The sequence below is a fragment of the Haloleucobacter albus genome (assembly GCF_052492075.1).
This window is the reverse complement of the sequence record NZ_JBQWAS010000017.1, coordinates 59,978-80,348: the sequence shown is the minus strand read 5'-3', so window position 1 is coordinate 80,348 and position 20,371 is coordinate 59,978. Positions and strand designations below refer to the sequence as shown.

Here is a 20,371-nt window from a genome sequence, read left to right as displayed (position 1 = left end):
GACCACCCGGACCACCAGGACGGTTCGGACCCATACCCGGAGGACGGCCGGGACCACCCGGACCACCAGGACGGTTCGGACCCATGCCCGGAGGACGGCCGGGACCACCCGGACCACCAGGACGGTTCGGACCCATGCCCGGAGGACGGCCGGGACCACCCGGACCACCAGGACGGTTCGGACCCATACCCGGAGGCATCGGCATCACTCCCGGCATACCCGGCCCGCCCGGCCTCATACCCGGAGGACGTCCCGGCGGCACACCGGGACGTGGCGGAGGAGGCCGCATTCCGGGCGGGAATGGTCCACCGGGCCGTCCACCGGGCCCACCGGGACGCCAGTTCGGCGGGCGGTGCGGACGCCATGGACCGGGCCCCCATGCCGGCGGCCGCCCACCGGGACGCCAATGCGGCGGCGGCCGCCATGCTGGCGGAGGCGGCACCCAGATGGAGTTCCACCGGCGATTGTTCCACCCCCACCTGTTATTCCATACGGAACCCACCAGCGCCGCGCCGCCAAACAAGAGCGCGCCCGCAGCCAGAGTGTTGAACACGGAGGAAGAATCATAGCTCGGCACATAAATCCGCTCGGGATTGGCCGGCGTGATATAGATGGTGCTCTGCCCATTGTTTTCGCGGGTTGTCACCACCTGTTGCGGCGTTGTCTTGAGGTTGCCCACCTCCTGCGCCTTGGCGCGCAGCAACTGAATGGCAGCAGAAACATCATCCGGCTGGGTCACGAAGGCATAACCCAGCGTTTCCGCCCACTCCATATTGGAGGCCAGCATCTCCACCACATCGGGGAAACGGGCCAGCGCCTTCACATTCGCATCCCACCCCATCTGGTCCACAGCGGAGAAATCCTGCTTCTTCACCGCTTCAGGATGCGCCTTGATCCACTTGTCCGCCTCCACCAGCTGTTCCGGGAACGCTGCGGCAGGAAAAAGAACAGCCAGAAGGGGGTCCGGGTAAAGCGCAACCGGCCCCAGCAGATATTCTAGATCTGTCATGCTATAGAGCGGCCCTTGCTGGGCCGGCTGATCCGGCGCGACTGGCAGCCCACTCCGCTGGCCCGCCGGTGGCGCAGCCATCGGGGCGGCGGCTGGCGCCAGCATATCCGGGCTCATGGCTGGCCCAACAGGAGGCATCTGCGTGCCTGCCCCCGCATGGCCCGCAGACCAGCCCTGTGCACCGGCATCATTTCCGGTCGCGGAAGGGACGCTTGCGCCTGTTCCCGCCGGCGGGGTTTGCGCCATGGCCGGTTTCAGCACGGCAGGCCCCATCAGGGTGGACCAGCCAAACACGGCTGCCACGGCAAGGCTGGACCAGCCGCCCCCCAGACGTTCAGCCAGAGTGCGACGTCTCCTCGTCCGATCTCCGTTCATGGAGACTGTTTGCATATTGGATGGCGCGGCCATCTTCATCTCCCGAATGGTTCCGGCCCAGATGAGCCGACCCGGTTCAGGAATTCGATACCCTTTTTTCAGCTTGTGCAAGCAGAGCTGTGCCACTCACCGGCCCAATGCTCCAGAAACAGCATAAAAATACGTCACGATGTAGAGATACTGCGAGCCTGCGCGTGCTGCCGGGCGGCCTTACCAAACGCGGCCAGAAGGCGTGCATGCAGCGGGTACAGATCCGGCCGGAACTCCGGGTGCCACTGCACCCCCACGGCGAAGGGGTGCTCCGGCAGCATCACCGCTTCCGGCGTGCCATCATCGGCGCTGGCTTCCACCCGCAATGTCGGGGCGATCTGATCCAGCCCCTGATAATGCAGCGAATTCACCCTGAACCGGCTGGAGCCGAAAACCTGTTCCAGCGGGGAGCCTTCCCGCAATGTCACGTCATGCAGGGGGCCATAGCGCTGGGCCAGCGGGGCCTGTTCGGGTGCGTGATGGCGCATGCGCCCTTGCACCCGCGTGATTTCCGGCAGCAAGCTGCCACCCAGCGCCACATTCATCTCCTGAAAACCACGGCAGATAAAAAGGGCCGGCACACGCTGCGCCACCACCCTGCGCACCATCTCCAGCGCAAAATCATCCCGCATCTCATCAAAAGGGCCAGGCGTATCAGCCGGCCCGTTCCAGTGGCGCGGATGCACATTGGAAGGGCTGCCAGTGAAGAAGACACCATCGCACCGTGCCAACAGCTCATCCAGATCACTCAAGGCCAGTACGGGCAAGGCCAGCATGGGCAGGCAACCGGCGAAATCATGCACGGCCCGTGCATATTTCTCCCCCACCGCAAAGGCCGGCAGTTCGCCGCCTTCGGTCAGCTCACCCGATTCCGTCCTGTCCCCGATAACGGCCACCAGCGGCTTCATCTGCCCCACCCTTCATTCTCGCCGTTCATGTTCCGGTTTGCACCCAGCTCTCACACTGGCCGTTCTCATACCGGCACGCGCACCGTGGCACGCAAGCCGCCCAGCGGGCTTTCAGCCAGCGTGACATCCCCGCCATGGATGCGGGCAATATCGCGGGCAATGGACAGGCCGAGGCCAGAACCCCCCTTATCCTGATTACGGGCGTCATCCAGCCGCAGGAAGGGCCGGAAGACATCATCGCGCTTGTCTTCGGGAATGCCCGGCCCATCATCATCCACATGCACGATCAGCCAGCGGGCATCCCGCGCCCCGCTGATCTCCACCCTTTTGGCATGGCGCACGGCATTGTTCACCAGATTGGCGATGCAGCGCTTGATCTGCTCGCCCTTCACCTCAACCAGTGGCGGCCCCATGAAGCTGCCCGTGGCGATTGCGCCATCACGCTCGGCATTTTCACGCAGCTCCTCGACCATCTGGGACATATCCACCAGTGCGGTCTGTTCTCCGGTGTCGCCGCGGGCGAAGGCGAGATAGGCCTCAAGCATGCCCTGCAACTCATCCACATCACGCTTGAGGGCCTCGGTATCCGCCCCCTCCGGCATGAAGGCCAGTTCCAGCTTGAAGCGGGTGAGGATGGTGCGCATATCGTGCGACACACCAGCCAGCATGGCGGTGCGCTGTTCCATCTGCCGCTCGATACGCCGTTTCATTTCCAGAAAGGCCACAGCGGCCCGCCGCACTTCACGGGCGCCACGGGGGCGAAAATTCTCCACATCCCGCCCCTTGCCGAAGGCTTCCGCCGCATCGGCCAGATTCTCGATCGGACGGATCTGGTTGCGCAGAAATAATATGGCCACCGCCAGCAGCACCAGAGATGTACCCACCATCCACAGCAGGAAGATATGGGAGTTGGAGGCATAGGCCGTGCCACGCTGGGCGAAGATACGCAGCACCGCATCCGGCATCTTCACCCGCACCTCAATGAGGTTGGAGCGCCCCACCGTATCCACCCAGAAGGGCTGTTTCAGCCGCAACGCGATTTCTCGCGAAAGCGCACTGTCCAGCACCGAGAAGAAAGGCTTGGGCCCGGCTGGCGGCAGAGGCCCTGGCGGCAGCACGGTGACATTCAGTTGCAGTGCCTGCCACGCCAGGTTGCGCAGGGCGGCATGATCTTTCCCGTCCGGCAATTGCGGATACAGTGCCACAACAGCGGCGATATCCTGACTGACTGCGGCGGACAGGCGACGGGTCACCACATTATAGTGGCGCTCCATGAACACAAAGGCGACCACGGATTGCAGCAGCACCATGGGCGTGATGATGATGAGCAGAGAGCGCGGATAAAGCCCCTTGGGTGTCACCCGGTTGAACCACGCCCCGAACCGGCTGTTGGCCTTTTCCAGAGCATGGGCAACCCGCTTCAGGGCCTCCAGCGCCCTCCGGGCCGCAGTTGCATGGCCGCTCAAGGGCTCACCACCAGACGATATCCAATACCGCGCACGGTTTGCAGATAAATGGGGTTGGCCGGATCTCTCTCCAGCTTGCGACGCAGGCGGTTCACCTGCACATCCACGGCACGCTCGCTGGTTGCTCCGCCGCCAGCCAGCGCCAGACGCGGCACGGTTTCACCCGGCTCTTCCGCCAGCGTACGCAACATTTCACGCTCGCGCTCGGTAATATGGACGATCTCACCATCCCGGAGCAATTCACCCCGTTCCAGATGGAAGCTGAACTCGCCGAAGCGCACCAGTTCAATAGCCTTTTGCGGCGGCGGCAGCGCGCGTTTGAGAATGGAGCCGATGCGCAGCAGCAATTCGCGCGGCTCGAAGGGCTTAGCCAGATAATCATCCACCCCGGCTTCAAGGCCGGTGATACGGTCTTCCGTATCGGCGCGTGCTGTGAGCATGAGAATCGGCACGGCAGATGTTTCACGCAGAGAGCGGGCCAGTTCCAGCCCGGTCTCTCCCGGCATCATCACATCCAGAACCAGCAGATCAAAGGTCAACCCCTCCAGCCGGCTGCGCGCCTCGGCAGCCGAACCTGCCGTGGTGACGCGATAGCCATTGCTGACCAGCAGACGTTGCAACAGCGTGCGAATGCGGCTGTCATCATCCACCACCAGCAGGTGCGGCACATCATCGGCCAGCACCACCGGCTGCGCGGGCATTCCTGTCATTCCACCTCTCTCCGCAAATCATCGGAACCTGCCGGCACCAGGGCCGCAGCCAGCTTGCATTGCAGCGCAGAATATATGGAGTTTCCATGCTTGCCGAGCCCCGCCGGCGCGCCTTTATTTTCCTGGGCCTGCATGTGCACGCGCGGCACGGGCCTGGCGCACCCGATCAGCCCGCTGGATCAACCGCTCCACGGTTTCCCTGTCTTCCGGGTCAATCATGTTCAGCAGGAACAGGCGCACGGTTTCCCGGCTATCCGGCCCGCAAGCCTCCAGCGCCCGCGCAATGCGGTTGTTCTGGATACCGACGAAATCGCGCGCCAACTGCTCGGCCTTCGCCGTGGGATACAACAGGCGCTGTCGCCGGTCAGACTCACCGGCCCGGCTTTCCACAAAACCTTCCTGCACCAGCTCCCGCAGCACACGCCCCAGGCTTTGTTTCGTGATTTGCAGAATATCCAGCAGATCCGCGACTCGCATTCCCGGATGGCGATTCACGAAATGAATGATGCGGTGATGGGCACGCCCAAAACCTATGGGCGCCAAAATTTCGTCTGGATCACCCACGAAATCACGATAGGCGAAAAAGAGAAGCTCGATCAGATCCAGAAACGGCGCGTCTTCGCGCGTATCTTCACACGGCGCAGCGGAGGAAACGCCCTCAGGAGAAGGCCTCCCGCCAGGGGCCATCACGGCAGCAGAATTTATGTCAGCCATATTGACTTTTTCAGTGCATTCATTACTTAAAAGGACAACTTCACGAAACGATCTATCTATAACGCAAGTGCGAAGGACATTTCATTTCGCGACGTTGCCAGCCTGCGACGCTGGCGTAAAGTTATCCCCATGCAGCCCGGAAAGAAAGCCGGTGCGCAGAGGGGTTTCCGCGCGAGGAACGCGGATCTGGAACGGAGAACGATCATGAGTGCACCCGGCGGCCTCCCTTTTGACCAGCGCGACGGCTGGATCTGGTATGACGGCGAATTCGTGCCGTGGCGGGACGCCAAGCTCCACGTGCTTTCTCACGGCCTGCACTATGCCAGCACCGTGTTTGAAGGTGAGCGCGCCTATGGCGGCGAGATCTTCAAATCTCAGGAACATGCCGAGCGTCTGCGCAAATCCGCCGAATATCTGGATTTTGAAATCCCCTATTCGGCCGAGCAGATCATGGAGATCAAGAAGGCCACGCTCGAAAAGAACGAGCTGGTGGATGCCTATGTGCGCCCTGTCGCGTGGCGCGGCAGCGAGGCCATGGGTGTGGCCGCGCAGAATAACTCCATCCATCTTGCCGTCGCCGTGTGGCCCTGGCCGAGCTATTTCGACCCTGAACAGCGTGAAAAGGGCCTGCGCCTTGATCTGGCGGAGTATCGCCGCCCGGACCCGGCCACCATTCCCTGTCGCGCCAAGGCGGCCGGCCTGTACATGATCTGCACCATCTCCAAGCACCGCGCCGAGCGCCATGGCTTTGCTGATGCGATGATGCTGGATTATCGCGGCTATGTGGCCGAGTGCACTGGCGCGAACATCTTCTTCGTGAAGGATGGCGCGATCCACACCCCCACCCCGGATTGCTTCCTGAACGGCATCACCCGCCAGACGGTGATTGATCTGGCCAAGCGTCAGGGGCTGGAAGTGATCGAGCGTCACATCAAGCCCGAGGAGCTGGAAGGCTTCTCCGAATGCTTCGTGACCGGCACCGCCGCCGAAGTGACCCCGGTGGGCTCGATTGCAGACTGGACCTTCAAGCCGGCCGCCGTCACCCATGCGCTGATGGATGCCTATACGGCGGAAGTGCAGCCCAAGAAGAAAGCGGCCTGAAGAAAGCGGCCTGAGCCAGCCTTCACGCCTGAACATGATGCCCTTTCCGCCTGCGCGGGAAGGGCTTTTTTCGTCACCGCCCTTCCGACGCATACAACTTGAAGACGCATTTCACCGGCTGTTATGAGAGGCTGGATTTCCCGCCACCGCCGGACAGTGCTCTCATGCCGCAGAAGCACTTTTTCTTCGCCCATTCGACGGAGCGGCAAGACAGATCAGACTGGGAACCCCTGCCGGAGCATCTGGCCTGTGTCGCCACCCACGCCAGCCAGCTCGCCCGCTCCTTTGGAGCGGAGAAGGCCGCGACCCTTGCCGGGAGGATGCATGATCGCGGCAAATATTCACTGGCCTTTCAGCGCTATATTCAGGGCCGGGGCCTTGGGGTGGATCATTCCACGACAGGCGCGCAACAGGCTTACAGGCTGGGAGAGACAGCAGGCGACAGGCTGATGGCCCAGCTTGTCGCCTATGCCATTGCCGGCCACCATGCCGGCCTGCCCAATTTCTCGGGCGGAAACGCCACTCTCTCCTCCCGGCTGGAAGAAAGCTACCCGATAGAGCCCTTGCATGACATCTGGCGGGAGGAGGTGCAGCCTGATGCTTCCGGCCTGCTGCCACCAGCCCTGCGCCTCAAGGGGGGCACTATGCCCATTTCAGCTCAGCATATTGGGGCGCTTTATCTTCTCAGCTCTTGTGGATGCAGATTTTCTGGAAACAGAAGCCTTTTATGCGCAGCATCGGCCCCTGCCCGCAGACAGGGAATGGCCGGCCCTGCAAGCGCATCTGCCCCACCTCATACGGGCCTTTGACACCTATATGGCCGCCAAACTTTCGGCCCTGCCGGAAGAGCGCCGCAGCCATCCGCTGAACCAGTTGCGACAAGAAATCCTGATCCATGTGCGTGGGCAGGCGCACATGCCCAAAGGCATTTTCACGCTGGATGTCCCCACCGGCGGCGGCAAGACACTGGCCTCTCTGGCCTTCGCGCTGGAACATGCACAGGCCCAAGGCCACTCACGCATCATTTACGGCATTCCCTTCACCTCCATCATCGAGCAGACCGCTGAAATTTTCCGCGATGTTCTGGGAGAGGAGATGGTTCTGGAGCACCACTCCGCCATTGAGCCGGTGGGGCTGGAAGATGAGCAGCATGCCCCCACCCGCGCCCAGATGCTGGAAGCCAAACAGCGTCTGGCGATGGAAAACTGGGATGCGCCGGTGATTGTCACCACTTCGGTGCAGTTTTTTGAAAGCCTGTTTGCGCATCGCCCCTCGCGTTGCCGCAAGCTGCACAATATTGCCAACAGCGTCATCATTCTGGATGAGGCGCAGATCATGCCGCCCCATGTGCTGCGCCCCTGCGTGGCCATGCTGGATGAGCTGGCGCTGAATTATGGCTGCACCATCGTGCTGTGCACCGCCACCCAGCCTGCCCTTGTGGCCCCTCGCTTTGAAGGCGGGTTCGCCCCCGAAAACGTGCATGAACTGGCGCCGGACCCGGAACGGCTGGATGCCGCCTTGCGCCGCGTCACTCTGGAGATGCGCCCCACCCCGCTCAGCGATGAAGAACTGATCGCGGAACTCGCCGCGTGGGATCAGGGCCTTGTCATCGGCAAGGGCCGCCCCCATACAAGGGCCAATACAAAAATGACCAGAGGCGGCACATCCGCCCCTGGTTCACTCTTCCGCCTCGAATGCCCCTACGAAGATCGCAACCCGGCGGTCCACCCGGATATCCGTGGGGCGAATGGCGCGCACAAGGGACAGGCCAGCCAGAGAACGGGCGCGGGAAAGCGCCACATAGGCTTGTCCGGGAGCAAAGGCGCCTGAACCGAAATCAATGCGCACATCTTCCAGCGTCAGCCCCTGCGCCTTGTGCATGGTCAGCGCCCAGGCATAAGCCAAAGGAAGCTGGGTATAGGTGCCCACCACCTTGGCCTCGATGCGCCCGGTATTCTCATCCCACCCATAGCGCACACGCTCCCAGGTGAAGGATTCCATATCCACCGTGGGTCCATCATCCAGCTTCACACGGGCGCTGTCGGCATCCATGCTCACAACCGTTCCCACAGAGCCATTTACCCAGCGGCGAGCCGGATCATTGCGCAGGGCCATGACACGCGCCCCGCGCTTCAGCACCAGCCTTTCGGGAACCGGCAGGCGATCTCCCTCCAGGCCGAACTCGCCTTCAAGATCGCCGTCAAAGGCACAGCCATCTTCATCCAATGCAGCAAGGCCACGGGCATTATAGGCATCCGCGCGCGCATTGGTGGGGGTGAGCAGAACTGGCAACACGCCCGGCCGGTGCGGGCGCACGCAGGCCTCGTTCAACACGCCCAGCGCCTCACGCAGATGTCGTCCGCGACGAATGGCGTCCAGCGTATCAATGAAAGCGCGATCCGTCTGACGATGAACGGTGCGGAAGGGCACCCGTGTCAACGGCACCTCGCCCATGGGCACCAGGCTATCCATACTGGCCTGAGCGCCATCCCAGCTCTGCCAACCATGTGCGCCCTGCCCCAGCGCCTCGCGCAGCGCACCCTGAAAAGCCCCGCGCAGCGCCTTGGCATGAAAGGCGAACGGCCCCTCATAGCCCATGCGCTCCAGCATTTCCTGCTCGGCCATCGGCACCACCGGCGGCAGTTGCAGAAAATCCCCCACCAGAACCATCTGCACCCCGCCAAACGGGGCCGGATTATCGCGGGCAATGCGCAGCGAAATATCCACGGCATCGAGCAGATCAGCCCGCACCATGGAGATTTCATCAATCACCACCCGGTCCAGCTTTTTCAGAAGGCGGCGCACCTGCACGCGCGGGCGCACCTCATCCGGGTTCATCAGGCGTGGCGGAATGCCGAAGAAGGAATGGATGGTCTGCCCACCCACCTGAAGCGCGGCCACGCCAGTGGGAGCCAGAAACACCTGCCGGCCGCCCCCTTCACGCCGCAGCCGCTGCAAAAAGGTGGTCTTGCCCGTGCCGGCGCCCCCGAGCACCATCAGCAAAGGCGCACGCGCCTTGATGGCCGCAAGCGCGCGAGCGGAGGCATCCTCCCCCGCCTGCGCATCTCCCGCCGTCACGGGCGGCAAGGCCCCGCTCACGAAAGCAGGCCATTCTCGCGGGCCAGATCCAGCAGATTGCGCTGCGGGCGCGCGCCCAGCTGGCAGATGATCTCACCTGCCGCCATGGCCCCCAGATGCAGGCAATCCGTCGGCTCCAGCCCCTTGGTGTAGCCGGTGAGGAAGCCCGCCGCGAACAGGTCGCCCGCGCCGGTGGTATCCACCACCCGCTCCACCGGATAGGCCGGCACACGCACCACGCCTTCGGCCGAAATGAAGCTGGCACCCTGCTCGGAACGGGTCACCACCGCTTCCTTCGCATCCTGCTTCAGCTTGTCGAGGGCGGTGTCATAATCGGCGGTTTCGTAGAGAGATTTCAGCTCGACCTCATTACAGAACACCAGATCCACTGTGCCGGAATGAATGAGCTTGTGGAACTCCGCCCGGTAGCGATCCACGCAGAAGGCATCCGAAAGGGTCAGTGCCACCTTGCGATGCGCCTGATGGGCGACCTTCGCAGCGGTGAGGAAAGCCTCCTTCGCGGCCGGTGGATCCCACAGATAGCCTTCCAGATAGGTGACGGCAGCGCTGCGCACCAGCTCTTCATCAATATCGGTGCTGGTCAGATCCTGCGCCGCGCCGAGGAAGGTGTTCATGGTGCGCTCACCATCGGGCGTCACCAGAATGAGACAGCGGGCAGTGGCGGCCCCCGCCTGCGCAGCCGGGGTGGAATAGGTGACACCGGCAGCGCGAATATCATGGCCAAACACCGCCCCCAGCGCATCTTCTCGCACCTTGCCGATGAAGCCGGCACGCCCGCCCAGCGTGGCGATGCCCACAGCCGTATTGGCGGCCGAGCCACCGGAAATCTCGGTGCCCGGCCCCATGGCGCCGTAAATGGCCTCGGCCTGGCTTTCATCAATGAGCGCCATGCCGCCCTTGTTCATGCCGTGATTGGCCAGAAAATCATCTTCGGCGCGCGCAAGCACATCCACAATGGCATTGCCAATGGCCAGAACATCGAGTTTGGGAGCGGACACGAGGCTTTCTCCAGATAAAGACCGCGCGAGCGGTAGCATCCCCATATGGGCGGATGCAATGTCCGCACCCTTAACCTTCTGGTAAATTATTTGCCCCGACGCCTTGGACGCGTCACATCTGAAGGTGAAATCAGGGTTATAAATCAAGGCAGTCAGGGTACATCGTCTTTCGCCTGCATATGCCTTGCCTGCGATTGGCAATTGATGAACAGGTCTCTGCGGGACGCGTGAGGAGGGCTTCAGCAAGCCCTCGCAAAGCAGGCGTCTGCGTGGAGCGCATCCGCGAAGAGGACATCATGGCAAAACTCCAGTCGAACCGAGCAATGCGTCTTTCCCTGCGCCTTCTGGCCTCTGGCGTGGCGGGGCTTGCCCTGCTGGCGCAGCCTCTGGCCGCCTCGGCCTGCACGTCCCTTCTGGTCAAGACGAAAGATGGTGACGCCATCTATGGCCGCACCATGGAGTTCAGCCTGCCGCTGGATTCTGAAGCCATGGTCATGCCCCGCAAAACCGCCCTTGTGGCCACCGGGCCGGACAGCAAGGCCGGCACTGGCAAAAGCTGGACTGCCAAATATGGCGTGGTCGGCCTCAATGCCCTGGGCATGCAGCGCTTTGTGGACGGGATGAACGAAAAGGGCCTGACAGGCGGCCTGCTCTATCTGCCCGATCTGGCTGAGTTCCAGGAAGTTGCACCGAACGAAGCCAAGAACTCCATCGCCTCCTGGGAGTTGCTCACCTATGTGCTCACCTCCTTCGCGACGGTTGAAGAGGTGAAGGCGAACCTGCCGAAGATCAAGGTCAACCGCGCCGAGCAGTCCGTCTTCAAAAGCGCTGTGCCCCTGCATATGACCCTGCATGACGCTACCGGCGCCAGCCTTGTGGTGCAGTATATTGGCGGCGAGCTGCACATGCACGACAACCCCACCGGCGTGCTCACCAATGCCCCCGCCTTTGACTGGCATATCGCCAATCTCGGCCAGTATATCAATCTGAGCCCGAAAGAGCCCTCCCCCTTCACCTTTGACGGCCTCACCATCTCCGCCCCCTCCACCGGGGCGGGACTGCATGGCATTCCCGGTGATATTCTTTCTCCGTCGCGCTTTGTGCGGGCCTTCATCTACTCGCAGACAGCTCCCGCTCCGGCGACCCGTGAGGAAGGCGTGCTGACGGTCTCCCACATCATGAACAATTTCGATATCCCGCCCGGCTCCGTGGTAACAACAGCGCATTCAGCGGCTGGCGGCGGTGTGGCTGGCGATGAAATGACGGAATGGACCGTTTACGCCGATATCAAGGGCGGCCTCTATTATTTCAACACCTACCAGAATGCCGCCCAGCGGGTGATGGATATCCACAAGGTGAATCTGGATGCGGACAGCATCTCCACCTATCCCATTGAACAGCCGGGAACCCCCATTCCTGTGGGGCACTGATCCGCATCAACCGGCGTGTGGGCACACATCTGTGAAACTTGGTTACGTGATGTGACTCCAACTGCCGGGATCTGTCTGTCATAGGGACAGCTGAAATCAGGCGCGCGGCGACCAGCCGCGCGCCAATGCAGAGATCTGAGGACGCATGACGCGGAAATATTTTGGAACCGACGGTGTGCGCGGCCGCGCCAATGCCACTCTCACTGCGGATATCGCCCTGCGCGTCGGCATGGCTGCGGGCCTGACCTTCCAGCGCGGCGAACATCGCCACCGGGTGGTGATTGGCAAGGATACACGCCTTTCCGGCTACATGATTGAAAATGCACTGGTGGCCGGATTCACCTCGGTTGGGCTGGATGTGCTGCTGCTGGGCCCCATGCCCACGCCGGCCGTGGCCATGCTGACCCGTTCCATGCGTGCTGATCTTGGCGTCATGATCTCCGCCTCGCACAATCCTTATGCCGATAATGGCATCAAGCTGTTCGGGCCGGATGGCTTCAAGCTCTCTGACGAGGTTGAGCATGAGATTGAGGATCTGATCGACCAGAACCTCTCCCGGCGCTTGGCCCCACCCTCCAAGATTGGCCGCGCCAAGCGCCTTGAAGGCGTGCATGCGCGCTATATCGAATATGCCAAGGGCACACTTCCGCGCGACCAGTCCTTCGATGGCATGCGCGTTGTGGTGGATTGCGCGCATGGCGCAGGCTATCGCGTGGCCCCCGAAGCCCTGTGGGAACTGGGCGCGGAAGTTGTCGCCATCGGCGTCGAGCCGGATGGTACCAATATCAACCAGAAGGTCGGCTCCACCTCCCCGGAAGCGCTGAGCGCCAAGGTGCGTGAAGTGCGGGCCGATATTGGCATCGCGCTGGATGGCGACGCCGACCGCGTCATTCTGGTGGATGAAAAGGGCCATGTGGTGGATGGCGACCAGCTCATGGCCGTGGTGGCCGAAAGCTTCAAGAGTCAGGGCCGTCTGGCTGGCGGGGGCTTGGTGGCCACTGTCATGTCCAATCTGGGGCTGGAGCGTTATCTGGGCGCACAGGGCATGACGCTGGAGCGCACCGCCGTGGGCGACCGCTATGTGCTGGAGCGCATGAAGAGCGGCGGCTACAATGTGGGCGGCGAGCAATCCGGCCACATCATCCTTTCCGATTTCTCCACCACCGGGGACGGGCTGGTGGCGGCCCTACAGGTTCTGGCCGTGGTGGCCCGCCAGCAGAAGCCGGTTTCCGAGGTGTGCCACCGCTTCGACCCCATGCCGCAGATTCTGAAGAATGTGCGCTATGGCACGGTGATGCCACTGGATGACGAAAAGGTGCAGCACACCATCACCAGCATGGAACAGATGCTGGGCAATCAGGGCCGCCTGCTGATCCGCCGCTCCGGCACAGAGCCAGTCATCCGCGTGATGGGAGAAGGCGAAGACCGCGACCTGGTGGAAACCGCCGTGGATGAGGTCGTGGAATCCCTCCAGCGGGTTTCTGCCTGAGGTTTCTTCCCAGCGGGCCAGAGCTGGAACAGGCGGAGAGGGCCCCCCTCTCCTTCTGGCCCATGCCATTTCAGGACGTCTTATCCCAGCCACATGATGGTGAGTGGCACGGTGATGGCCGCCACCAGCGTGCTGGTCATCACCGCAAGGGCGGCCCGTTCCGGGTGCACACCCAGATGGCTGGCGATAACCACCGTATTGCTGGCCATGGGTGTCGACAGCATCAGCACGATAATCACCAGCAGTTCCGGCGGCACAGGCACGACAAAGGCGAAGAAGGCCACGCCCAGCCCCGGATAGATGATGTGCTTCCAGCCCAGGCTCCAGAGCAGGAATGTCCAGTCCACTTCCAATTTCTTGAATGTGGCAAGCGAAATACCAATCATCATCATGCCCAGAATACTGAAAGCCCCCTTGAAATTATCAAGGCTGGTCAGAATATCAGGGCTGATGGTGATATCGAATGTCTTGCACGCCACCCCCAAAAGGGCGGCATACAGCAACGGCATGCGCACAATGCCCCGCAGGCTCTGGCGCGTATCCATCACTCCCTTTGCCGAGATGAAATACCCCACCGTGAAGGTGTAGACGTTCACCCCGATCATGATGAACACGGCCATGGCCACCTGTTCCGGGTTGAACAGGGCAAAGGCGATGGGCAGGCCGAAATAGCCGGTGTTTCCATCCCCTCCGGCAAAGCCGTAAAGATTGGCGCGCGCATCGCCCCACAGCCATTTTCCCAACGAATAAGCCAGTATGGCCGCTGTTGAAGCTGTAAGAAAACTGGCGATGGAAAAGGCGAAATAGGTCCAGTCCGCCGGGGATTCCACAACCGTGATGAAAACCACCACCGGCGCGATGATGTAAATCAGCAGCGCGGACAGATCCCGCGTGCCAAGGCGCAGAAGACGGCCCACCACATATCCGGTGCATGACATTGCAACCAGAAAGGCAACGCGTGCAAAAATCTCTGAAAGCATGAACCTCTGTGAAGCTGCCCAGCAGCCCCTCCCGCACATTTTCCCTTTCCTACATCATGAAAAACGCCGTCCGTCCATCTGCTTTCATGCAGAATGATACCGTCGCAACAGGCGGGCAAGAGCGCTGCGGTAAATTAATGCCACAGCTTTTTTCATCAGACAGTTCACAAGCGGTGAAAACACACAGGGGTGCTTTACCTGTTGTCAGGGTTAAGTGCCCCTTAAACCTTCCCTGCGAACATCCCCTCAATGAGCGAGACGACATTGGGTTGTGTGATGTGGCGTAAGAACGGCCTGAAGGTCAGCCTGCTGGCCGCGAGCATGGTGTGCTCCCTTTCATCCCCTCTTCTGGCGGAAGATGAATTCGCCCGCCTGTTGGGAGAGGATGATGGGTTTTCTCTGCCGCCCCCCTCTCTCGACGACAAAGATGAAGAGCAGCCTGTCCTGCTGGGTCAGGAGGGAGATTTCACCCTGCCCCCGCCCAAGCTGGATATGGAAGAAGCCAGCCCCGCCACGCCGGGCAAGTGGTATCTGCGCGCAAGTGCCGGCTTTGTTGCGCCACAGGCCGATAGCCTGAAGGTGAATGGCGCTGATGTTGCGCGCGGAGCGTCGGCATCAGGCTGGTCTGTCGGCGGCGCTATTGGCTATCGGCTCACAGATTGGCTGCGTGCAGAGGCCAGCGTGGATTATCTGGATCTCGGCAATTCCGGCGCACCTTGGGCGCCCGCAGGCCGGCACCACACCGACGCCACCGTATTTCTGGGCAATATTTACTGGGATATCATTACCATCGCCAATTTCACCCCCTATGTGGGCGGCGGCATTGGCGTGGCCACAACCACACTGGAAAGCCCACCCTGGCAGGCCATGGGCGGCCAGAAGACGCACTTTGCCTGGTCTCTCGCGGGGGGCGTATCCTATGCGGTCAATTCACAATGGGCTGTGGATTTTGGCTACCGCTATATCAGCCTTGGCTCGCCCTCTTTTGGCGATCCGGCTTTCACCGCCATGCGGCATTCTCTCTGGCCGGCCACCAATATTGGGCGGCCTGCCAGCATAGACACGCTGGGCGCGCACGAAGTGCGGATCGCCCTGCGTTACCAGTTTGGTGACTGAGAAGACGGGTAGAATGAAGAACTCAGTTCTTCGTTTCCTGCACGTTCCGCGGCGCTGTCAGCGCCAGGATGCGCTTGGCGACAAAAAGTGAAGCCGGCACCGCAAGAAGAGCCCCAACCGCCGCTGCAATCGGAATCGCCCGCATATCCTGAAAGGCATTCAGGCTCGGCACCAACAGCACGACCATGATCAGGATGCCCGCAAACGTGACTGACAAAATGGCCCAGATAAGAGCCGCGAGCTTCAGCATGATGTCCGATTCCCCAGATAGCCTGATATCATTATCATTCTATATCTTTCATTCCCGATGGGAAGCTTGACTTCGATCAACATCCCCAGCGTGTCATCGTCGCAGCCCCGTTGGCGCGAGGCATTCTTGGCACTATGTCTGTGCCATGGTGAGATGGGCCCCGGCCGGACCCATATGCTCGCCACCCCGCATGACAGGATTTCACGCCATGAGCCAGTTCTGGGATGAGCGCTACAGGCGCGATGATTATCTGTTTGGCACGGAGCCGAATGCCTTTCTGGCCCGGCAGGCCGAATGGCTGAAGCCCTATGGGCAGGCCGGTGGACGCACGCTCGCCATCGCCGATGGCGAGGGACGCAACGGGATATGGCTGGCCGAACAGGGGCTGGATGTCCATTCTGTGGACAGTTCCGTGGTGGCGCTGGAAAAGGCCCGCAAACTGGCAGAAGCGCGCGACGTGATGCTGGAGCTTGAACAGGTCGATCTTGTCACATGGCTCTGGCCGGAAGCCACCTATGATGTGATCGTCGGTATTTTCATCCAGTTTCTGCCACCAGACCAGCGCAGCCAGATGTTCTCACAGATCCGCAAATCCCTTAGGCCCGGCGGCCTGCTTCTGCTGGAAGGATACAGCCCCAGACAGGTAGAGCTCGGCACGGGCGGCCCCTCCGCCGTGGAAAATCTCTACACGGAAGACCTGCTGCACGAGGCATTCAACGGCTTCGAATTTCTGAAGCTGGAAAGCTATGAGGCAAACATCGCAGAAGGCACCGCGCATAAGGGCCCTTCTGCATTGATTGACCTTGTGGCGCGCAAACCTGCCGCCTGAGCAACCAGATCTGCGCCTTGCCCAAACAAAAGGCCCTCCCGCCGGGAGGGCCTTTTTCATTCACACCGGCGGCGCAAAATTGAAGCCGATGCCGATCCGGTTCCAGGCATTGATGGTGGCGATAGCCACCGTGAGATGCACCGCCTCTTCCTGAGAGAAAAGCTCGCGCAGGGCCTCCCAGTCTTCTTCCGGGGCCAGTTCACCTTCCAGTACGGTCAGCCCTTCCGCATAAGCCAGAGCCGCCTGCTCGCGCTCTGAAAACAGGCTGATTTCCGGCCAGACGGAGAGCAGATCCAGCTTGTCCTGCGGCACGCCAGCCTTGCGGGCCATATCCAGATGGAATTTGAGGCAGAAGACGCAGCCATTGATCTGCGAGACGCGCACCTTCACCAGTTCAGTCAGCGCCTTGTCGAGGCCGGTAGCGTCCACCGCCTTTGTCAGCCCGGCAAGGCTGGCGTAGACCTCGGGCGCACCCTCCACAAATTCCTTGTAGGTCGGCAGTTCGAAAATCTCAGATTCAGACATGATGCACTCCTGCGGCGTCAGCTTTTGAGCCGGTAGCCGGTACGGAAGATCCACGACACAATGCCGAGGCAAACGACGAGGAAGACCAGCGTCATGCCGAAGCTGACGCCCATGGAAATGTCGGACGTGCCGAAGAAGCTCCACCGGAAGCCCGACACCAGATAAACCACCGGATTGAACAGCGAGATGGTGCGCCACACCGGCGGCAGCATGTCGATGGAATAGAAGGTGCCACCCAGAAATGTCAGCGGCATGACCACCAGCATCGGCACCACTTGCAGACGTTCAAACCCATCAGCCCAAATGCCGAGGATGAAGCCGAACAGCGCGAATGTCACCGCTGTCAGCACCAGAAAGCCCAGCATGAAGGCCGGATGCAGGATCTGCAACGGCACGAACAATGAAGCCGTGCCCAGAATGATGAGCCCCACCACCACGGATTTCGTCGCCGCTGCCCCCACATAGCCGGCCACAATCTCGAACGGAGAGACCGGCGCGGAGAGCACCTCATAAATGGTGCCGCTGAAACGCGGGAAATAGATGGCGAAAGAGGCGTTGGCGATGGACTGGGTCAGCAGCGTCATCATCATCAGGCCGGGCACAATGAAGGCACCATAGGGCACGCCTTCAATATCCTGCATACGCCCGCCAATGGCTGAGCCGAACACCACGAAATACAACGCAGTAGAGAGCACAGGCGAGATAATGCTCTGGCCCACCGTGCGCAGGGCGCGCGCCATCTCGAAACGGTAAATGGCTGCAATAGCATAAAGATTCACGACGCGGGCCTCACCAGACTCACGAAAATATCTTCAAGCGAACTCTGCTCTGTGTGCAGGTCGTCGAAGGCGATGCCCTCTGCGGAAAGGGTGGCCAGAAGCGCAGCAAGCGCCGCCCCCGGCGAACCTTCCGCCTGGCGTGTATCATAGACATAGGACAAGGCGCGCCCGCCTTCCTCCAGCACCATGCCATGGGCCGCCAGCGTGGCCGGCAGCTCCGCCAAAGGCTCGGAAAGCTCCACCGACAGGCGCTTCTGGCCCATCTTGCGCATCAGCTCCACCTTGTCCTCGACCAGAATGAGTTCACCCTGGCTGATGACCCCCACCCGATCAGCCATTTCCTCGGCCTCTTCGATATAATGGGTGGTGAGAATAATGGTGGTGCCCGCCTCGCGCAGCTTGCGCACCAGCTCCCACATATCGCGGCGCAGTTCCACATCCACGCCGGCAGAGGGCTCATCGAGGAACAGCACCTCCGGCTCATGGGCCAGCGCCTTGGCAATCAGCACACGCCGCTTCATGCCGCCGGAGAGCGTGCGGATGCGCGCATCCCTCTTCTCCCACAAAGAAAGCGCCCGCAGCACTTTTTCGATATGGGCCGGGTTCGGGCTTTTACCGAACAGGCCGCGTGAAAAACTGGTGGTCGCCCACACGGTTTCAAATGCGTCCGTGGTCAGTTCCTGCGGCACAAGGCCAATGCGGCTGCGAGCGGCGCGATAGGCCTTGACCGTATCGTGACCCGCTACGCTCACCGTGCCACCGCTGGCATTCACCAGCCCGCATATAATGGAAATCAGCGTGGTCTTGCCTGCCCCATTAGGACCGAGCAGCGCGAAAATTTCTCCGCGGCGAATATCCAGATTGACGCCCTTCAGGGCATGGTGACCTGTCTTGTAGGTCTTTGACAGATTGCGAACGGACAGAACCGTTTCGCACTCCGGCGGGGCAGCGTCTGGGTGCATGAAAGCCCTCCGGCAAGGAGTGTGGTGCGCAGAAAGACTGCGACTTCTGGGCGAGCCTTATAGGGCAGATTCCACCCCGGAGAAAACGCCACCGATCATCACCAAACGCCACAGTCTGCCGACCCCCTTTACCTGAAACCCCACAAAAACCGGAAAGCCAGAACAACACTCGCCGCATTCGCGTGACATTATAGCAGGATACACGCACTATAATACCGCCATACAAGCCCGACCCCAATGAGCAACACATAAAAAAGCCCCCGCACAAGCAGGGGCTTTCTGTCTTTCAAGGAGAACCCGGTTCAGGCAACCATCACGCACCCTGAATGGCGCTGAGTTTCCAGGGGCCGCGATTCTCCCGCACGAAGGTCCACAGCTCTGTACTTTCACCCGGCTGATCCTGATCGCCGGAGATGTAAGCACCGCTGTTGCGATCCACCATCCGGTCAAAGCTGGCAAAACGCATGGCCACAGTGGCGTATTCGCGCCCATCCTCACGCCAGGCTTCCGAAAGGTCACCCTGCAACAGCTTCACATCAGACACCACATTGCGATGGCCCTGCTCGGCATTCTGCCGCATCTCATCCGAGAAATACGAGAAGACCTCATCCGTGGTGTGCTCGCGAAGCGCGCCCTGATCTTCCCGCCCGAAGGCCGTAAGAATGGTGGCGAGCAGTTTCTCGAACTGATCGAAATCTCCACCCGACAGGCCGATTTCATCCGGCTGGGCGGGGTTGCGACGCGGCGCGGCGGAAGCCCCGGACGCACCAGTACCAAGACCCGATCCCAAACCGGCTCCCAAACCGGCTCCCATGCCATGGCCCGGACGGCGCCCCAGCCCGCCAAGAGCGGAACCAAGACCAGAGCCTGCTCCAGTGCCCATTCCGCCGGAAGCATCCCCTCCGGCCGCACGCGCCATGCCTGAAGGCCGGCCACCCGCCGCCGCAGGCTGCGGACGACGCAAAAAGCGCATCACCAGCATCACCACCAGCGCGATCAGCAGACCCTGCACCAAAAGGCCGAACAGACCGGCCAGCCCGCCAAGGCCCTGCCCCATCAGCAGGCCAATCAGGCCGCCAATCAGCATGCCCCGCATCAGCCCGCCCATGAGGCCACCACCAAACATGGAGGAGCGGCCCGCCTGGCGCGCACCTGCGGCCCGGTTCTGCTGGCTCTGCATGCCCGGCTGCTGCGTGGTGCTGCGCTGAACCGGAGCCACATTCTGCGGCGCGGTCGGCGTTGTGCGCGGAGCCTGAAAAGTACGGGCGCCACGGCTTCCAAATGAGCCGCCACGTCGCGCCTCCGCATGGTCAACACCGACCAGCATCACCGCGCTGACAATGGCGAACATCGCCAGAAACCACCTGCTGCGTCCCATACTCTCCTCCACATCAGCCCGGAGCGGCGCAAAGCTCTGCCCGAGACCATGACCTTACGGCAACGCATCGTTTTATGGCGCATCACTCTGGCGATTGCGAGGCCAAAATGCCCAAAGCCGACCGATACCCTTCTGCATACGCACAAAACTGGCCCATCATGCAAACGGGCACCCGAAGGTGCCCGTCATAAAGCGCCTGAGGCGCGGAATAAGCTTCAACTCT

The 20,371-nt window shown here is 61.4% G+C and carries 20 protein-coding genes and 1 pseudogene; 8 read left to right on the top strand and 13 right to left on the bottom strand.

Annotated features, from left to right (window positions below; genetic code table 11):
- The 5 genes from ACT6QH_RS02795 to ACT6QH_RS02775 form a co-directional block, all read right to left on the bottom strand.
- The coding region (locus ACT6QH_RS02795; protein WP_444973288.1) for a DUF3300 domain-containing protein at positions 1-1,417 on the bottom strand (1,417 nt) is incomplete at its 3' end.
- Positions 1,418-1,548: 131 nt separating this feature from the next.
- Entirely contained in the window at positions 1,549-2,322 is a 774-nt protein-coding gene (locus ACT6QH_RS02790) for a gamma-glutamyl-gamma-aminobutyrate hydrolase family protein (protein WP_444973287.1), read from the bottom strand.
- Between the two features lie 65 nt (positions 2,323-2,387).
- On the bottom strand, positions 2,388-3,755 hold the full coding sequence (locus ACT6QH_RS02785; protein WP_444973294.1) for an ATP-binding protein: 1,368 nt from the start codon (positions 3,753-3,755) through the stop codon (positions 2,388-2,390).
- Between the two features lie 29 nt (positions 3,756-3,784).
- Positions 3,785-4,498 (bottom strand): response regulator, encoded by a 714-nt coding sequence (locus ACT6QH_RS02780; RefSeq protein ID WP_444973286.1) that lies wholly within the window; start codon positions 4,496-4,498, stop codon positions 3,785-3,787.
- Positions 4,499-4,612: 114 nt separating this feature from the next.
- Positions 4,613-4,975 carry a MarR family winged helix-turn-helix transcriptional regulator gene (locus tag ACT6QH_RS02775; protein WP_444973285.1) on the bottom strand — a complete coding sequence of 121 codons (363 nt, stop codon included), beginning with the start codon at positions 4,973-4,975 and terminating at the stop codon, positions 4,613-4,615.
- Positions 4,976-4,981: 6 nt separating this feature from the next.
- On the opposite strand from ACT6QH_RS02775, the gene ACT6QH_RS02770 reads away from it, so the two are divergent.
- The 4 genes and pseudogenes from ACT6QH_RS02770 to ACT6QH_RS02755 all read left to right on the top strand — a co-directional run.
- Positions 4,982-5,242, top strand: a complete 261-nt coding sequence (locus ACT6QH_RS02770) for a hypothetical protein (RefSeq protein WP_444973284.1) — start codon at positions 4,982-4,984, stop codon at positions 5,240-5,242.
- Positions 5,243-5,416: 174 nt separating this feature from the next.
- Positions 5,417-6,313 carry a branched-chain amino acid aminotransferase gene (locus ACT6QH_RS02765; protein ID WP_444973283.1) on the top strand — a complete coding sequence of 299 codons (897 nt, stop codon included), beginning with the start codon at positions 5,417-5,419 and terminating at the stop codon, positions 6,311-6,313.
- 164 nt (positions 6,314-6,477) lie between these two features.
- Positions 6,478-7,122 carry a CRISPR-associated endonuclease Cas3'' gene (locus tag ACT6QH_RS02760; RefSeq protein WP_444973282.1) on the top strand — a complete coding sequence of 215 codons (645 nt, stop codon included), beginning with the start codon at positions 6,478-6,480 and terminating at the stop codon, positions 7,120-7,122.
- Positions 7,123-7,129: 7 nt separating this feature from the next.
- Positions 7,130-7,684: pseudogene (locus ACT6QH_RS02755) on the top strand (CRISPR-associated helicase/endonuclease Cas3); the annotation flags it as partial.
- A 306-nt stretch (positions 7,685-7,990) separates the two neighbouring features.
- Here ACT6QH_RS02755 and ACT6QH_RS02750 read toward each other — a convergent pair.
- Positions 7,991-9,412 (bottom strand): ATP-dependent DNA helicase, encoded by a 1,422-nt coding sequence (locus ACT6QH_RS02750; protein ID WP_444973281.1) that lies wholly within the window; start codon positions 9,410-9,412, stop codon positions 7,991-7,993.
- Positions 9,409-10,410, bottom strand: a complete 1,002-nt coding sequence (locus ACT6QH_RS02745; protein ID WP_444973280.1) for an adenosine kinase — start codon at positions 10,408-10,410, stop codon at positions 9,409-9,411. Before ACT6QH_RS02745 ends, ACT6QH_RS02750 begins: the two co-directional genes overlap by 4 nt.
- Positions 10,411-10,706: 296 nt before the next feature.
- On the opposite strand from ACT6QH_RS02745, the gene ACT6QH_RS02740 reads away from it, so the two are divergent.
- The gene (locus tag ACT6QH_RS02740) at positions 10,707-11,840 is read left to right on the top strand and encodes a linear amide C-N hydrolase (protein WP_444973279.1); all 1,134 of its coding nucleotides are present in this window, start codon (positions 10,707-10,709) and stop codon (positions 11,838-11,840) included.
- Between the two features lie 145 nt (positions 11,841-11,985).
- Complete coding sequence (gene glmM / locus ACT6QH_RS02735; protein WP_444973278.1) at positions 11,986-13,329, top strand: phosphoglucosamine mutase; 1,344 nt, start codon at positions 11,986-11,988, stop codon at positions 13,327-13,329.
- A gap of 80 nt (positions 13,330-13,409) precedes the next feature.
- On the opposite strand, the gene ACT6QH_RS02730 is transcribed toward glmM, so the two are convergent.
- Positions 13,410-14,267 (bottom strand): AEC family transporter, encoded by an 858-nt coding sequence (locus ACT6QH_RS02730; protein WP_444973277.1) that lies wholly within the window; start codon positions 14,265-14,267, stop codon positions 13,410-13,412.
- A 291-nt stretch (positions 14,268-14,558) separates the two neighbouring features.
- Here ACT6QH_RS02730 and ACT6QH_RS02725 point away from each other — a divergent pair, with 291 nt between their 5' ends.
- Positions 14,559-15,425 carry an outer membrane protein gene (locus ACT6QH_RS02725; RefSeq protein WP_444973276.1) on the top strand — a complete coding sequence of 289 codons (867 nt, stop codon included), beginning with the start codon at positions 14,559-14,561 and terminating at the stop codon, positions 15,423-15,425.
- Between the two features lie 22 nt (positions 15,426-15,447).
- Here ACT6QH_RS02725 and ACT6QH_RS02720 read toward each other — a convergent pair whose 3' ends face one another.
- Positions 15,448-15,675 (bottom strand): hypothetical protein, encoded by a 228-nt coding sequence (locus ACT6QH_RS02720; RefSeq protein WP_444973275.1) that lies wholly within the window; start codon positions 15,673-15,675, stop codon positions 15,448-15,450.
- 208 nt (positions 15,676-15,883) lie between these two features.
- Between ACT6QH_RS02720 and ACT6QH_RS02715 the strand changes: the two genes are divergently transcribed.
- Entirely contained in the window at positions 15,884-16,504 is a 621-nt protein-coding gene (locus tag ACT6QH_RS02715; RefSeq protein ID WP_444973274.1) for an SAM-dependent methyltransferase, read from the top strand.
- Positions 16,505-16,564: 60 nt separating this feature from the next.
- Here the strand turns inward: ACT6QH_RS02715 and ACT6QH_RS02710 are convergent, their stop codons facing one another.
- The 4 genes from ACT6QH_RS02710 to ACT6QH_RS02695 form a co-directional block, all read right to left on the bottom strand.
- The gene (locus ACT6QH_RS02710) at positions 16,565-17,029 is read right to left on the bottom strand and encodes a carboxymuconolactone decarboxylase family protein (protein WP_444973273.1); all 465 of its coding nucleotides are present in this window, start codon (positions 17,027-17,029) and stop codon (positions 16,565-16,567) included.
- 17 nt (positions 17,030-17,046) lie between these two features.
- Complete coding sequence (locus tag ACT6QH_RS02705; protein ID WP_444973272.1) at positions 17,047-17,808, bottom strand: ABC transporter permease; 762 nt, start codon at positions 17,806-17,808, stop codon at positions 17,047-17,049.
- Positions 17,805-18,770: an ABC transporter ATP-binding protein gene (locus ACT6QH_RS02700; protein ID WP_444973271.1), complete on the bottom strand. Its 966-nt coding sequence runs from the start codon at positions 18,768-18,770 to the stop codon at positions 17,805-17,807. The genes ACT6QH_RS02705 and ACT6QH_RS02700 overlap by 4 nt, the downstream gene beginning before the upstream one ends.
- Positions 18,771-19,083: 313 nt before the next feature.
- On the bottom strand, positions 19,084-20,148 hold the full coding sequence (locus ACT6QH_RS02695; RefSeq protein WP_444973270.1) for a TIM44-like domain-containing protein: 1,065 nt from the start codon (positions 20,146-20,148) through the stop codon (positions 19,084-19,086).
- Positions 20,149-20,371: the final 223 nt, after the last annotated feature.

Excerpts from the sequence above, each read along its gene's own strand:
- ACT6QH_RS02695 (WP_444973270.1), bottom strand. The coding sequence starts at position 20,148 with ATGGGACGCAGCAGGTGGTTTCTGGCGATGTTCGCCATTGTCAGCGCG.
- ACT6QH_RS02715 (WP_444973274.1), top strand. The coding sequence starts at position 15,884 with ATGAGCCAGTTCTGGGATGAGCGCTACAGGCGCGATGATTATCTGTTT.
- ACT6QH_RS02775 (WP_444973285.1), bottom strand. The coding sequence starts at position 4,975 with ATGCGAGTCGCGGATCTGCTGGATATTCTGCAAATCACGAAACAAAGC.
- glmM (WP_444973278.1), top strand. The coding sequence starts at position 11,986 with ATGACGCGGAAATATTTTGGAACCGACGGTGTGCGCGGCCGCGCCAAT.
- ACT6QH_RS02730 (WP_444973277.1), bottom strand. The coding sequence starts at position 14,267 with ATGTCATGCACCGGATATGTGGTGGGCCGTCTTCTGCGCCTTGGCACG.
- ACT6QH_RS02700 (WP_444973271.1), bottom strand. The coding sequence starts at position 18,770 with ATGCACCCAGACGCTGCCCCGCCGGAGTGCGAAACGGTTCTGTCCGTT.
- ACT6QH_RS02740 (WP_444973279.1), top strand. The coding sequence starts at position 10,707 with ATGGCAAAACTCCAGTCGAACCGAGCAATGCGTCTTTCCCTGCGCCTT.
- ACT6QH_RS02770 (WP_444973284.1), top strand. The coding sequence starts at position 4,982 with ATGGCGATTCACGAAATGAATGATGCGGTGATGGGCACGCCCAAAACC.
- ACT6QH_RS02760 (WP_444973282.1), top strand. The coding sequence starts at position 6,478 with ATGCCGCAGAAGCACTTTTTCTTCGCCCATTCGACGGAGCGGCAAGAC.
- ACT6QH_RS02720 (WP_444973275.1), bottom strand. The coding sequence starts at position 15,675 with ATGCTGAAGCTCGCGGCTCTTATCTGGGCCATTTTGTCAGTCACGTTT.
- ACT6QH_RS02710 (WP_444973273.1), bottom strand. The coding sequence starts at position 17,029 with ATGTCTGAATCTGAGATTTTCGAACTGCCGACCTACAAGGAATTTGTG.
- ACT6QH_RS02790 (WP_444973287.1), bottom strand. The coding sequence starts at position 2,322 with ATGAAGCCGCTGGTGGCCGTTATCGGGGACAGGACGGAATCGGGTGAG.
- ACT6QH_RS02725 (WP_444973276.1), top strand. The coding sequence starts at position 14,559 with ATGAGCGAGACGACATTGGGTTGTGTGATGTGGCGTAAGAACGGCCTG.
- ACT6QH_RS02780 (WP_444973286.1), bottom strand. The coding sequence starts at position 4,498 with ATGACAGGAATGCCCGCGCAGCCGGTGGTGCTGGCCGATGATGTGCCG.
- ACT6QH_RS02765 (WP_444973283.1), top strand. The coding sequence starts at position 5,417 with ATGAGTGCACCCGGCGGCCTCCCTTTTGACCAGCGCGACGGCTGGATC.